At 39.7% G+C, this 13546-nt stretch carries 15 protein-coding genes; 6 read left to right on the forward strand and 9 right to left on the reverse strand.

The window, feature by feature from the left end:
* Both AWM75_RS01295 and citD read right to left on the reverse strand, forming a co-directional pair.
* Positions 1–912 (reverse strand): aldolase/citrate lyase family protein, encoded by a 912-nt coding sequence (locus AWM75_RS01295; protein WP_067977371.1) that lies wholly within the window; start codon positions 910–912, stop codon positions 1–3.
* The gene (citD, locus tag AWM75_RS01300; protein ID WP_235585066.1) at positions 913–1308 is read right to left on the reverse strand and encodes a citrate lyase acyl carrier protein; all 396 of its coding nucleotides are present in this window, start codon (positions 1306–1308) and stop codon (positions 913–915) included.
* Between the two features lie 104 nt (positions 1309–1412).
* On the opposite strand from citD, the gene AWM75_RS01305 reads away from it, so the two are divergent.
* The 3 genes from AWM75_RS01305 to AWM75_RS01315 all read left to right on the forward strand — a co-directional run bounded on the left by AWM75_RS01305 (position 1413) and on the right by AWM75_RS01315 (position 4239).
* Positions 1413–2306 (forward strand): LysR family transcriptional regulator, encoded by an 894-nt coding sequence (locus tag AWM75_RS01305; RefSeq protein ID WP_067977373.1) that lies wholly within the window; start codon positions 1413–1415, stop codon positions 2304–2306.
* Entirely contained in the window at positions 2296–3345 is a 1050-nt protein-coding gene (citC, locus tag AWM75_RS01310; protein ID WP_412459289.1) for a [citrate (pro-3S)-lyase] ligase, read from the forward strand. The genes AWM75_RS01305 and citC overlap by 11 nt, the downstream gene beginning before the upstream one ends.
* A 144-nt stretch (positions 3346–3489) precedes the next feature.
* On the forward strand, positions 3490–4239 hold the full coding sequence (locus AWM75_RS01315) for a Fic family protein (protein WP_067977375.1): 750 nt from the start codon (positions 3490–3492) through the stop codon (positions 4237–4239).
* 63 nt (positions 4240–4302) lie between these two features.
* Here AWM75_RS01315 and AWM75_RS01320 read toward each other — a convergent pair whose 3' ends face one another.
* From AWM75_RS01320 to AWM75_RS01340, 5 genes are all read right to left on the reverse strand, one after another.
* Positions 4303–4794: a hypothetical protein gene (locus AWM75_RS01320; RefSeq protein ID WP_067977376.1), complete on the reverse strand. Its 492-nt coding sequence runs from the start codon at positions 4792–4794 to the stop codon at positions 4303–4305.
* Between the two features lie 15 nt (positions 4795–4809).
* Complete coding sequence (locus AWM75_RS01325; protein ID WP_067977377.1) at positions 4810–5163, reverse strand: glycerophosphodiester phosphodiesterase family protein; 354 nt, start codon at positions 5161–5163, stop codon at positions 4810–4812.
* 348 nt (positions 5164–5511) lie between these two features.
* Positions 5512–6201: an arginase family protein gene (locus AWM75_RS01330; protein WP_158320142.1), complete on the reverse strand. Its 690-nt coding sequence runs from the start codon at positions 6199–6201 to the stop codon at positions 5512–5514.
* Positions 6202–6467: 266 nt separating this feature from the next.
* On the reverse strand, positions 6468–7673 hold the full coding sequence (locus AWM75_RS01335; RefSeq protein WP_158320144.1) for a sensor histidine kinase: 1206 nt from the start codon (positions 7671–7673) through the stop codon (positions 6468–6470).
* 100 nt (positions 7674–7773) lie between these two features.
* A complete protein-coding gene (locus AWM75_RS01340; protein WP_067977380.1) occupies positions 7774–8481 on the reverse strand; it encodes a response regulator transcription factor in 708 nt (235 codons plus the stop codon).
* 126 nt (positions 8482–8607) lie between these two features.
* Here AWM75_RS01340 and AWM75_RS01345 point away from each other — a divergent pair, with 126 nt between their 5' ends.
* From AWM75_RS01345 to AWM75_RS01355, 3 genes are read left to right on the forward strand one after another with little or no spacing between them, the layout of a single operon-like run.
* Complete coding sequence (locus tag AWM75_RS01345; protein ID WP_067977382.1) at positions 8608–9504, forward strand: ABC transporter ATP-binding protein; 897 nt, start codon at positions 8608–8610, stop codon at positions 9502–9504.
* Positions 9501–10256 (forward strand): ABC transporter permease, encoded by a 756-nt coding sequence (locus AWM75_RS01350; RefSeq protein WP_067977384.1) that lies wholly within the window; start codon positions 9501–9503, stop codon positions 10254–10256. Before AWM75_RS01345 ends, AWM75_RS01350 begins: the two co-directional genes overlap by 4 nt.
* Before the next feature lie 7 nt (positions 10257–10263).
* Positions 10264–10980, forward strand: a complete 717-nt coding sequence (locus AWM75_RS01355; protein ID WP_067977386.1) for an ABC transporter permease — start codon at positions 10264–10266, stop codon at positions 10978–10980.
* A gap of 785 nt (positions 10981–11765) precedes the next feature.
* Here AWM75_RS01355 and AWM75_RS01360 read toward each other — a convergent pair.
* Positions 11766–13100 (reverse strand): hypothetical protein, encoded by a 1335-nt coding sequence (locus tag AWM75_RS01360; protein WP_067977387.1) that lies wholly within the window; start codon positions 13098–13100, stop codon positions 11766–11768.
* A 90-nt stretch (positions 13101–13190) separates the two neighbouring features.
* Positions 13191–13535: a hypothetical protein gene (locus tag AWM75_RS01365; RefSeq protein ID WP_067977389.1), complete on the reverse strand. Its 345-nt coding sequence runs from the start codon at positions 13533–13535 to the stop codon at positions 13191–13193.
* Positions 13536–13546: the final 11 nt, after the last annotated feature.

Here is a 13546-nt window from a genome sequence, read left to right on the forward strand (position 1 = left end):
CTATAAGTCACCGTCATAAATACCAGTTGCCTTAGCCAAATCAAGAATACGTCGTGCATCGTCAAAGAATGGCAAGTCAACCATTTTGCCATCAACTGTGTACACGCCAACCCCTGAATCGGCCTGTTCATTAAAAGATCGAACTAGTTTTTCTGCATAACGAATTTCTTCTTCACTTGGGGCAAAAGTTTCATGGACAAATTGAATCTGTTTAGGATTGACCACACTCTTACCATCAAAGCCCATTTGATGGTTTTGAATCACTTCTGCCTTAAAACCTTCCATATCATCTATATTAGGGAACATGGTGTCGAAACACTGGACACCAGCAGCCCGAGCTGCTAACAACATCTGACCACGCGCTGCCAACATCTCAATCCCGCCCGGTTCAATCTGAACCTGCATACTTTTACGGAAGTCTCCACCAGAAATCGCACAACCAAACATGCGGTCAGAGGCCGTCACAATGTCATAAGCATTTAATATACCTAAAGGACTCTCTAAGGCAGCCATCAAAAGTGTCCGGCCGACAGACACACCAAATTCAATTTCAGCTGCTTCAACAGCTGCCTCAACCTGACGTACGTCATCAGCAGTCTCACACTTGGCAATTCGGATTCCATCAGCTCCACCAGCGACAACACAACGGATATCTTCCTGCCAGTGTGGGGTATCGAGACCATTAATCCGCACCAAAACTTCAGTTTCACCGTAGTCAATGTGCTTGAGTGCTTGATAAAGTGAGAAACGTGCTGCATCCTTTTGATTTTCGGCCACTGCATCTTCTAAGTCCAAAATAATACTATCGGCGCCATAGATATAGGCATCCTTTAAAAGACCCGGCTTTTGAGCATTCATAAACATCATGGTCCGACGTAGACGCATCTTTTGTGGCGTTGGTCGTTTAATCATTTATAGCACCTCCCATTTAATGGCTTGGTCTGACTGACCCAATGATCGGTAAACCGCACATTCTAACCTGGCCTTAAGCGTGCAATCCAGTGCCCCTTGATCGACAATAGTCACACTAGCTTGGTCGACCCCTAATTGGTCTAAGGTCTCTTTGGCCACTCGGTAAATTTGCCGACCATATTGGTTCATGACACTACTTTGGATTGTTAAATCTAAGCCATCAGTACTAGGACCAACAGTTACTTGGGCATCACTAGATTCCAGGGTGCCTGCAATAGCAGTGTTTTCAATTTTCATCTGCTTCATTCCTTTCGCTAATTTATAGTCATAGTAAAACGCATTCAAGTTCCCTTGTAAAATAGCGAATTTTCCTAACCAGACATTCTCAAATGTCATAGCATTTACAGAAAAGTCTGAATAAAATTCATGTATAATGAGCTATAAATATATACTAGTATGAGCCGTTAGATGAAAATCCGGCGACAGTGAAAGGGTTTATCATGGACGAAAAAGATTTTGACCTTTTGCTAGCCCTAGCTGAGACTGCCAATATTACTCAGGCTAGCAAGCAACTTTATATCTCCCAATCCGCCTTATCTAAGCGATTAAAAAAATTAGAGGAAGATTTACAGGCCCGATTGGTGATCCGTTCTAACCAAGGCATCCGCTTCACCTCTGCTGGTGAAGCCGTTTTGGCTAGTGTTAGAAAAATCACCAAGGAGCTGGAGATTATGCGTAGCCGCTTAGATTTTACTAAGGAAATCATATCCGGCCAGTTAAAATTGGGCAGCTCCCTAAATTTCTCCTTCTACAAGCTGCCCCAGGTCTTGATGCAATTTCGGATGCGCTATCCACAGGTTACAGTCCAGGTTAAAAGTGACCACAGCCGTCAGCTCTATCAAGAGCTGTTAGCAGGCCATTTGGACCTGGCTATTATCCGTGGGGAATATCCTTGGTCTGGTCATAAAGTCTGTCTGGCCCAAGAAAAAATCTGTGCCATTAAAAGTCAGGCCAACCACTTCATCCCCTTTCAAGACCTGCCCTATATCGGTAGAGAAACTGACCTGGCCTTTCAGCAGGCAGCCCGCCAATGGTTGCACGAACAAGGTTGGGAAAATTTAACGCCTAGTTTTCAGGTTGACAACCTGACGACTTGCGTTGAACTAGTTAAAGCAGACAGTGGTTGGGCGATCGTGCCGGAAATCTGTTTAGATGATTTTAACGGCGATTGCATTCCTCTTAGCTTTGCTGATGGACAAGCTTTTAAGCGCCCAACCTACCTAATGTATAATCCAGCTGTGTTGGCACTTAACCAGGTTAAAGCCTTTATCAACTTTGTTGAAGAGGCAAGCCAGTTAACAGACCATCATCAAGGAGTGAGTCATCATGAATGAATTTACCGTCACCACTATTTACGCCAGTGACCATCGTGGTCAGGCTGCAGTTGACCGCCTGCTTGAGCTAGCAGGTATCAACCGTGATCTAAATTTAGACTATACTTGTGGCATATATAATCAGGACCATGATTTAATTGCCACCGGTTCTTGCTTTATGAACAGTCTGCGTTGCTTGGCGATTGATCCAGCCTACCAAGGTGAGCAACTTTTGAATAGTTTGGTCAGCCACCTAGTTGCTTTTCAGCAAAACCGGGGCTACACCCATATTTTTCTTTACACAAAAACCACAGCAGCAAAATTTTTTAACCGGCTAGGTTTTCATGAAATTGCCCGTGTTCCTGACCAGGTTGTCTTTATGGAAAATCAGCCACAAGGATTTGCACGTTACCTTAAAAATTTAAAGACAGGACGAAGCGACCGGCCTAACAAGACCAGTTTAGTGATGAATGCCAATCCATTTACCCTGGGCCACCGCTATCTGGTTGACAAAGCCTGTCAAAACGCCGATGAAGTCCACCTCTTTATTGTGTCGGAAGACCAATCTCTCTTTCCCCACCATATCCGTCGCCAATTAATTATGGCTGGCACTCAAGATCTGGATCAAATTGTCTACCAGGAAACTGGACCCTATCTGATTAGCCAGGCCAGCTTCCCAAGCTATTTTTTTCAAGACAAAGGACAGGTTGTCTCTAGTCAAGCCCAGCTCGATGCTGCAATATTTATTAAGATTGCTGAAACAATTGGCATCACCAGCCGCCTAGTCGGGCAAGAACCCTTTAGCCAGGTCACAGCCGCTTATAACCAGGCCATGCAAACCATCCTACCTAAAGCAGGTATTAGCTGCTATGAAGTCTCTCGACTTATCATCGACAATCAGATTGTTTCTGCCTCTCATGTACGTGACCTAATTAAAAATGGGAAAATAGATCAAGCCCTCAGCTATTTACCAGCTACTAGCCAGGAATTTTTAACTAGTCCAGCCGGACAAACGGTGATTGCTAAAATCCAAGCGAGCCAAAATGTAATTCACCATTAAAGCCATAAAATTTTATAAAGGTCTGCTGAAAATACCTATGTAACAGTATTTTATTTTTATAGTTAAAACTTAGGTCACATTTTCATCTTCGTATAATGCCAGACTATGCTATACTACGGACTGGAAATAGAGAGGATGAACGCCATGTTAGCCAGCAAACTAGACCAGATTGAAGCAAACCAACAAGCAATTGCCTGCCACCTCCCCATTAGTCAGCCAGTGACTGATCAAGCTTGGCAAGACTTTGTGCTTAATTTTGTTTACCATTCCTGCCATGTTGATGGTAATCCATTAACTTTCGTAGAAACTCAAGCCTTACTCCAAGAGCGGGCAACGCTGGGTGGAAAACGACTTAAGGACTATGTGGAAGCTGTTAACCTAGAGGCCGCCTGCTACTATATTCGTGACCTCGCCTTGGATAGCCAAATTGTGGACCAAAATCTAATTAAAAAAATTCACAGTATTGTCCGTCGTGATGAAATTGCTATCGCTGGTCAGTATAAAACAGCAGACAATCAGTTGATTAGTCCTGACATTTTGACAGCTGAGGTTTGGGAAACCCCTATGCGTATGGACCAGGTTATTCAAAAGTACCATAATATAAAACTTAGTCAGGACCAATCAATATTTGAAGTCATCGCCTGGTTTCATGCCCATCTAGAAAAAATCCACCCCTTTCAGGACGGCAATGGGCATGTTGGTCGTTTATTAATCAATTTTGATTTAATTCAAAATGGCTACCTGCCGATTATCATTCATGATCAAGAGGCATCAGCCTATTATGCTGCGATTGACCAAGCAAATGACCAAGATGATTGCCAAGCCCTGATTGATTTATTAATGGATAAACAATTAGCTGCCCAAGCAAGTTTCATAAAACGGATAAGAAATTAATTAAAATATACAGAAAAAACGGCTAAAACTTTACTATAAAGTCTTAGCCGTTTTTCATATTTATTATTTTTTTAAGTCTTGGCGATAGTCATTTAAAAAATTGGGCCAGTCAGTAATGATTGCATTAGCGCCTTGCTTAAGCATCTGACCCCACGCAAGCTCGCCCCCTAATAATAAGGCTTGATCATCACTTAAATTGTTGTAAAGATGGGTATCAGCTCCCAACTTTTCAGCATTAACCACAACCAGATAACCCTGGCTGGTTAGCTGACCTTGCCATTCAACATCTAATAAGTCAGAATCAGTCTTTCTAATGACCAACTCCAGACCAATTAAATTGATTTGATCATAGGTCAAGCAAGCGGTTAGGTCATCCTGGCTTTCAACAATAGCGACAAACATCAAATCGCTAGCTAATTCTTGCAAATGATTAAGGGCGATATCATTGGTAACCGGACATTTTAGGAAGATTTGATTGGCTTTATTTGATTCACGTATGAGCCGAATAAAATCTGAGTCAGCAAAATAATCCCAGGCGCGGTCAATATTAATCAAATAGTCCTCAGGTAGTCAAGCTAAAAAATCTGCCAAGCGCTCACAATAATAGCCAGAAGTAGCTTCAACTGAATTCAGAAAGCTAGCCTGATCTATCTCACCACTAGTAAACTGCGAAAAATCCTGGTTGCCTAGGCCTAATAACTGATTTTCATGGCCATTGTGGAATAGATAATAGACACCATCCTGGGACCGACAAACATCGACCTCTACCACATCTGCACCCGCCCGTTTAGCTAGGATAGCAGCTTGACGCGTATTTTGGATAATATTGCCGCCCCAAAATCCCCGATGTGCGATGATAAGAAAATCGCGGTGATTTAAAAGGCTATTAAAGGCATTTTTCTGTACTGGTGGTAAATATGTCATCCTGATTGTCCTCCAAGTAATTAGTCATTTTTTCAGCCTCTATATTCTAACTAACTAGTGTTAAGAACTAGTAAATTTTATGTAAAAGTTACTAGTACCTTGAGACGCCATGCGCCAATATGGTCTGGAGGAGATTTATCAAAGTTCATATCCTCTTTTTGCGTCGCTTACTAATGGACTCGGTCACCAAATCAGCATAACCCTCAGACTTAGTTAAGTTTTTAGCAAAGACTCTTTATAGACGAAATGAAGATATTCAGCACGGTCTATATCCTAGTCGACCCGTGCAGAATTCTCGATATTTTAAACATGCTTGGGTAGTTTGCTCTGATCCTAACAGTTATTTTTTTAAAATAGATTTTTAATAGTGGTCAGTAGGTCTTGCAAACTTTGCCGAGACTGGCTAACTAACTTTTTATAGTCCAAGTTAAAGACAGACTGGCTGGTCCAATTCATGTCACCACAAATATCAGCCCCTAAGAGTTGGTGATTAGGCACAATTGCCTCAATCCAGTGGCATAATTGCTGGCTAGTCAGTCGTCCTTGGTCCCAGGAGGTTGCTAGTTCACAGGTCGCTAAGATGTCGCGGTCGACACTTAGGTAGATTTGCTGGCCTGCCAAGGCTTTTGCTAGTTCTTGATAGTGGCCGGCTAGCAAGTCGCGTTCACTAAGAATGGTTAGTTTTTGCTTGACCCAGTTGGGCATAGCTTTGTGGGGATAGCCATGACTCATATCTGGTCCTAGGATATAAACATGAGCCACTTGGTCAAAGTCAGCAAGCAAGTCACGAATCCAAGAGCCACAGGACAGCATGCCAGGGAAAATTAGCTCGCTAGCATCAATATGATGGTCGAAAACCAAGACAGAAAAAGACTTTGTAAAATGAGCCATAATGGGCAAGGATAGATAATGGTAGTCACCGGAACCTAGAAAATAAACTGCTTGTTGGTCCACTACCCGAATCTCTTGGGCTAATTTTTTTAAGTAGTTCTTAGGTACAAGCAAGCGATAATCGGACAAAATAGGATCAGTCAGCACCTGATCAAATAGGTCGCCATAAATGCGGGAATTGTGATTAAAGTTATTGCTTTCGATTAAATAATTAATGTTAAAGACTTCTTTCTAAATAACTAATGATAGCCATTATCATAACACATGATACCTCAAAATTATTAGAAAAGAAGATGAGACAAAAGTCGATTAAGTAAAGCCTTAGACAAAAATCTGAATGATATCTGAAAAAGTGGTTGTTATTCCCCTCAATGTATAGCTAAACTTTCAAAAAACTTTTCATCATTTTCCTATCAAATCGAAATTTCACTCGATAAGTCAAAATAAAAGCTGACTTTCAGACCAAGAGATTGATTAGCAATTTCCATCTCCCCATGATGCAGCTGGGCGATTTGTTTAGATATGAATAGGCCGAGGCCGTGGCTTTTAATTTTGGAAATATCGCATGTATTTAAGCGTGCAATGACTTCCTCGCTTAAGCCCGGGCCCAGATCAACACATTCAACTATGAATTGGTGATCAGACAAGCTGGTCGTCACCTTGATGATACCTGAAGAATAATTGAGACTATTTTGTATTATATTTTCCAACATGCGAGAAAACAAACCAGCGTCCATAAGGATTTTGACCTCGTTTGCAACTGTATTATTAAATAAGATCTCTCTTTCAGGATGCTCATTTAAGGTATCGACGATTAATTGACGGATAACAGTGATTGGGTTAGTTTCCACAAAGATATCAGTGGATAATGTATCTAAGCGATTCGTTAAATTAAGATCTTCGATGGTCTTACTAATCTGCATCACGTGTCGATTCATTTGACAAATTTCAAAGGAGTTCTCCGCTGTTTTTAACTTTTCTAGACCCCAATTAATCTTAGTAAGCGGGGTCCGGATGTCGTGGCTGATGCCTCTTAGCCACTGCGCTTGGGATTCTTTTAATAGTTTGTAGTTCTGGTTAGCTTGATTGATCGTGACAGCGATAGACTTGAGATCTCCTGTTTCATCCAATGGCTGATAGCTATCTTTATACAGATGCTCGATTGATGTTTCTAACGGCTCAAGCTTTTGCCGAAGAAGTCTTACTTCACGATAATAAAGAACAATATTAAAAAATACGAAAAACATTCCCAATAGAAGAGCTAATTTAAAGTTAAGCCACAAAGCTTCTGTACTCACATAATTAAAGGGTAATTTATCCAGTGATCCCTTAGGGTAGCCAAAGACCAGAATACCATCGCCAGCTACATAGGTGAACACTGGATAATCCTGCAAATAAAAGCGTGTAAAGCGAACGATATCGCTTAAGCTAAATTTCGCTGGAACTTCAGCCGGTTTATGATAGGATTCAACCACTTGACCCTCTTGATCCAGATGGATGGCCCAGATGTCATTAGCTTGAAGATAAGTTCGGTTCGTCTCGTTAAGAAACTCTTCTCCTACCGCATTTGCAAAAACAAACTCATAAACATCATCGGGTTGAACATATTTTAACGACACACGATAGTTTAAATAGATACCTCCTAACAGAATTAGTAGCAAAACGGTCAATAATAGCAAGGTAGTAGCCAAAAACTTTCGCAGTTTCTTTAAAAAATAATTAATCATATTTTTTTACGCTTCCCATAAGCTTATAGCCTAAGCCACGAACCGTCACCAATATTTTAGGATTTGAGGGATCTACTTCTAACTTCTCCCGCAGGCGATAAATATGCGTCATTAAAGTATTGCCATAGCCATAAGAATCCTGCCAGACAGCTTCCAAAATTGCATCAATAGACACTATTTTATTGAGATTTAAAGCCAGCAAATCTAAAATTTTGAACTGCTTGGCCGTCAAAGATTCCTCTACGCCCTGATTAATGATGACTGCTTTTTGTCGGTCAAAGATGACATTGCCCAGATAAACTTGCGCTTCATCAGACTCTTTATAACTTCTTCTTAGAATCGCCTTTATTTTCCATAAGAGCTCCTCCGGCAAGAATGGCTTGACCATATAATCATCGGCTTCATTTAAAAAGCCGGCCCGTTTGTCATCGCGACCATCTAAGGCAGATAGAATAATCACTGGAACATTCGAATGACTCCTTAACTGTTTAAGAAAATCAAGCCCACTACCATCGGGTAACATGACATCCAGAATGATTAGATGTATCTGGTGGTTGAGCAGTTTAAAATTTGCTTCTTTTAGATTTTTGGCCGTCAGTACATTATTAAATGCGTGCATTTTTAAATAATCAAATAAGTTATCTAATATGTCTTTTTCATCATCAATAATAAGTATCGTATAGTCTTCAAAATCATTCATATTAGTCTCCTTCCAGCAAATTATAGCATACGCTTCCGCTTAAAAAGCAAATGTGAAGTAAATGTGAGGTAAGTTAAAGCTTAGCTTAAGCTACAGCAAGTATGATGATCTCAGGAGGTAGATAATATGAATACTATTTTGAACATTCACTCACTCAAAAAGTCCTACAATGGCCATTGCATCTTAAATATTGAGTCACTATCCATTCAAGAAAAAAGCATCTATGGGCTAATCGGTCCCAACGGAGCCGGTAAATCAACACTTATGAAGGCGATTTTGGGATTGATTGAAGTCGATGCGGGTGAAATAGAGCTTTTTGGACAAAAAGTCACAAAACACACCAAAAAAAAGCTCAACAAACAACTCGGTTCACTTATCGAGAGCCCCTCCTTTTATGAGCACTTAACTGCTAAGGAGAATTTGGCCATTATCTGTGAACTAAAGGGCATCGAGCCATCGGAGATTATGACAGTGCTGGAGGTTGTTGGCCTCAGCGATCATGCCAACAAAAAAGTCAAAGCATATTCCCTAGGAATGAAACAGCGTATAGGAATTGCTATCGCCTTGATTGGCAAGCCCAAGCTGTTAATTCTCGATGAACCGATTAACGGGCTGGATCCATACGGCATCGAAGAAATGCGCGAGTTATTTCTTCGGATCGTCAAGCTAACTAATACAAGCATTCTGATTTCTTCACATATCTTAGATGAAATTGAAAAGATTGCTTCACATATCGGCATCTTAAAAGCTGGACAATTGGTCTATAACGGTTCCCTCACCGAATATCGCCAATTACATCCACCAGTTATTTCAATAACCACCTCGAATAATCAACTCGCGGCTCAACTATTGAACTTATCGGATCAAGACGACAGACATCAAAAACTCGTCTTAGGTAAGCGCTCAAATCAAGAAATCGCTGAAATTATTGCTTTCTTAGCAGATAAGTTAGAAATCTATCGAGTCGAAGAAGAAAAGGAAAGTCTCGAAAAACTATTTATTAAGGAGACACAAAACCAATGAAAAATTTAGAACCAAAAAAAATCAAAGGTACTGGTATCCAACTACTATTGGCAATTATGATAGCCATGCATCTACTGTTCGTTCTTATCCCATTTAGCGACAAAAGCTATGCCACTACAGACTATCCACTATATGATCTATTAGATACTTATTTTATGATGGCAATGATTTTTAACCCGATATTCTTAGCAGGAATGGTTAAGAAGGTCATTGAAATTGAAGAACAACACCACATGTGGGCGTTATTGCTTAGTTTCGGCCAGAGTGTCCAACGCATTTTACTGAATAAATGGAAAACCCTTGCCTACAAGCTCCTACTCGTCCATGTGTGTGAATGGGGTGTCATGCTGGTCCTTGCCAGTAGCTCGACTCACTTTGAAATTAATCCAGATCTACTTATGAGATGTGGCATTTATTTCTTAACTTCTCTCTTTATAAATTTGTTTTTCGTAGCTTTTTTTATCCTCATTGAGATGAAAGTGAAAAAGGAGTATTTCTCGACATTTTTCTCCATTATCTGTTCGATGTCAGGAATCATCTGTATGCTTACTTCAAAAACATTATCTTATATTAATCCTTTTGCTTGGTATGTGACTTTATTGAATATATCCTTTGTCAAAGAAGGCGACACATTCAAGCGACTGCTGAATGACTTGCAGATTATGACCTTCTTTATCAGTTTGTTGAGCCTGCTGCTCCTCATCCAGGTGATTAAAAACTTTAAGAACTCTCCCAGCCAGAAAGAATACTAGGTGCATCATGTTAAAATTAGAACTTAAAAAAATTAAATTAGTCAACCTGACGCTAACGGCGCTCATCATTCCTTTGTTAGCTAATATTTTTGGCCTAATAAATTATTTAGGCAATCGTGAGATTCTCACCCATCAATGGCAGAGCCTCTGGACACAAGTCTCGCTCTTTTATTTTATGTTCTTCTATGTGCCACTGATTGGCATTATCGTTGCCAGTCTTTGGGGTGTAGAACATAAGGCTGGTTTGAAGCTCATTCGAACAAGCCCTCAGTCAAATATCACTTTTATTATTGCTAAATCTGTCCTTGCTTTTATCATTATTGCACTCACACAAATGTATTTTTTACTTTTATTTCTTGGAGCAGGGAAATTGATTTGCCACTTCAATACGATTAATCTCAGTTTATATATTGAATACATCGGCCTAAGTATCTTTTTTGCAATTCCGCTGATTCTGATTTTTTCAGCGATAAGTATTAAATTCAAATCCTTGGGCGTGATTACGATAATAGCGGTATTAATTTCAATTGTGGGCTTCCTAACTTCTGCCCAGAATCTAATTCCTTCTGCCGACAAACTCTTTATGCTGAGTTACTTAAGCCTTAAAATGAATCATTTTAGCCACCTATCTATGGCAGAATTCAGTGCCTTAACGCTTATCGGGTTGCTAGAATCAATGTTAGGCATCAACATAGCCAAGCGCTGGCTAGCCTATGAGGGCTAGTAGAAATAAAGTGTCAATTGAATATCAATAACTATCAGCAAGATTGTCTCATCATAAGGCAATCTTGCTATACTTTGGAAGCAATTATATTAACCCTCATTGCACTGATTTTTGTGGAATAATAGCTTAATGGTAATCGCCTATCAAATCAATCCCAGCCCCTCTATAATAGATCTATAACGTGCAGGAGCTGGGTGTATAATTATTAATCAAGATATCGACAAACAATATTATAATCGGCGTAGGATAAATTATTGGTTAAATAAAATCAAGCAAGCACTTTAGCCAGAATGGCAAAAAGTAACTTTAAAATACATACTTGTTAAAATGTTCAGCAAATCATCTTCTAGGTCAAAACTTCTACTTCCAAGCCAAAAACGAGGCTTCTAGGCATTTATAAAATGCCTCAAACCCCCGTTCTTATACGGTTTATCACTTAGATTTTTCAGCTAACGCATTTAGGAGAGTAGCTCACTGCGTTCGAACATATTCTAGCAATACTACGCACTCCTACGGTTCATCGTTACCGCATCGCCTCGTCGCTCTACTCCTTGCTCTGCGACGACTATCGCAGAGATTTCCGTTATTACTTACTGCGTCTCTTCGCTCCTAGTAAGTAATACTACGGTCTCGACATGCGACACCTATAAGAGATAAATTGATTTCCATATGTTGCATGTGTACTTTAGATGTAAAGCAAACCCTATTAAATATCGACTCTATAATCTAACTAATTTCTAGACTCTATAATCTCTTGGCCGGAATTCATATGCGCACCTCAGAAACTACCAGAGACTACGATAACTCGAGCGATTACCTTGTAAAAAATTAAGTTTAGTTTCAGCATCTTTATAATGCTCTCGTTTTCCTAAAAGCTCATCTTCTTTTGAAATAAGCGGGTCGATCCAGTTCGCCTTTTCCCGTATCCAATTCAATAATTCATCGTCCGTACTTTCATTTCCAGATAAAACATCCGCAAAATTCCTAATATCTGCAGCCAATCGATAGTCCTCAATAACATTCAGAAGTTGCATTGTTTTTTCTTTTTCTGCTTTTACCCGGTCTGCGTACTCTTCTTTTCTTCTTTGCTCCTCTTCCCATTGACGCTGCCGTTCTTCACGTTCTTCCCTCTGTATTTTGATGTCATGGTAAGACTCGTAAAACATGACGATGATATCTGGCAGCATCTTCTCTAATGGTTTATCCTGCTTATCTTTTAAATATTTTCCATTAGACATTTTGATGCGAAACTTTCCATTGAATGGATAATCATATTTCTTTATTGTTGGTTTTGAAGCATACCCTCCATACTTTTGACTATCTTCATATTCTAAAAGTTGCTTGGCTTCCTCTTTCGTCAGCTCATGTTTCACTTGTGTTGTACTTTCAATAATTTCAAAAGGAACCACATCTTTGGTAATTAAGATGCAAAAATCATCCGTCACTCTCTCCCCTATAGCTTCAAACGTCTCTACTATCATATCCAATATTCGAAATAGGCGATCTCTATTTTCTTTGGAAACATCTTTGATGAACTTGGGGCGCTCCATATCATTCCTTTCGTATCTTAAATCATAAAAATCCCTTTGAGCATTCCTTACTTTTTTGTCCCATAAGGCAACTTGTTTTTTAAAGGCACTGACTTTCTTATGAAGTCTTTTATTATCCCTCACTTCATACCCACTAAGACTAGTGACTATCTTTTTGACCTTTTCTGTCGATAGAAAGCTCAATTTTTCCTTGATAAGTTGTGCATCGGAGTCAGTGAATGGCCTGTTATCTCTACTCTGCCCCACAGCTTTCTTTTCTTCCAAGTCTTTTTCTATTTCTTTGACTCCTTTCTTTTCTTTTGAAGAATCCTTTTTATCAGAAGAAATGTTTTGGTCTGAAATTAATGGAACTTCAATTTCCTGACAATCGGATTCAGATAGGGGAACAACCAGGTTACTGACATCCTGACCAGTTCTTAATGTCACCCAATATTTACTGTCAGGAATGGGGATATCTTTTTCTCTACAAGCTTTCAGGAGTTTCTGATAATTTAAGTGATACTTCTCTGCAACGCCTTTAACACTCATTTTCCAGATCTCTTGATATAATTTTTCTCTATTCAAAATCATCGTTATCCGTATCCCTCCCATCCAGGTCAATATCTAAGCATTTACTTTCATCAGCAAACTCGCCCAGCGAAAACGCATACTCAAATAGTTTTAGATCTTTTCTTCCTCGTTTTCGCTTAATATAAAAAGTAATTCTTGCTTCAAATCCTGAAATTCTTCGATAATGGTATCCAGGCTTTTCTCAATATTTTGCACGCGAACCTCAGAAATTTTTCCATATTTATAGGCAATCAACCGTTCCGCGATAATGTGGTAGGACCAACTTTCTGTCCATCTGCGATCTTTTTCTTCATTATGAACAGCAAAACCAATAGGTAACAAATTATTTCTCATACCTAACCCAACAGCATTAGGCGATATCCCCAGGTAATCCCCAGCAATTTTAAGCGTTATTTTCTTGCGATTTCTGATCTCCTCATCTGTGTATTGCGTCATATTCCTCACCC

The sequence above is a fragment of the Aerococcus urinaehominis genome (assembly GCF_001543245.1).
In the GTDB taxonomy this organism is placed as follows: Bacteria; Bacillota; Bacilli; order Lactobacillales; family Aerococcaceae; genus Aerococcus; species Aerococcus urinaehominis.

Bases quoted from the DNA above. Each gene is read 5' to 3' on its own strand.
- AWM75_RS01295 (WP_067977371.1), bottom strand. From the start codon at position 912: ATGATTAAACGACCAACGCCACAAAAGATGCGTCTACGTCGGACCATG.
- citD (WP_235585066.1), bottom strand. From the start codon at position 1,308: ATGACATTTGAGAATGTCTGGTTAGGAAAATTCGCTATTTTACAAGGG.
- AWM75_RS01305 (WP_067977373.1), top strand. From the start codon at position 1,413: ATGGACGAAAAAGATTTTGACCTTTTGCTAGCCCTAGCTGAGACTGCC.
- AWM75_RS01315 (WP_067977375.1), top strand. From the start codon at position 3,490: ATGTTAGCCAGCAAACTAGACCAGATTGAAGCAAACCAACAAGCAATT.
- AWM75_RS01325 (WP_067977377.1), bottom strand. From the start codon at position 5,163: ATGACATATTTACCACCAGTACAGAAAAATGCCTTTAATAGCCTTTTA.
- AWM75_RS01340 (WP_067977380.1), bottom strand. From the start codon at position 8,481: ATGAATGATTTTGAAGACTATACGATACTTATTATTGATGATGAAAAA.
- AWM75_RS01345 (WP_067977382.1), top strand. From the start codon at position 8,608: ATGAATACTATTTTGAACATTCACTCACTCAAAAAGTCCTACAATGGC.
- AWM75_RS01350 (WP_067977384.1), top strand. From the start codon at position 9,501: ATGAAAAATTTAGAACCAAAAAAAATCAAAGGTACTGGTATCCAACTA.
- AWM75_RS01355 (WP_067977386.1), top strand. From the start codon at position 10,264: ATGTTAAAATTAGAACTTAAAAAAATTAAATTAGTCAACCTGACGCTA.
- AWM75_RS01360 (WP_067977387.1), bottom strand. From the start codon at position 13,100: ATGATTTTGAATAGAGAAAAATTATATCAAGAGATCTGGAAAATGAGT.
- AWM75_RS01365 (WP_067977389.1), bottom strand. From the start codon at position 13,535: ATGACGCAATACACAGATGAGGAGATCAGAAATCGCAAGAAAATAACG.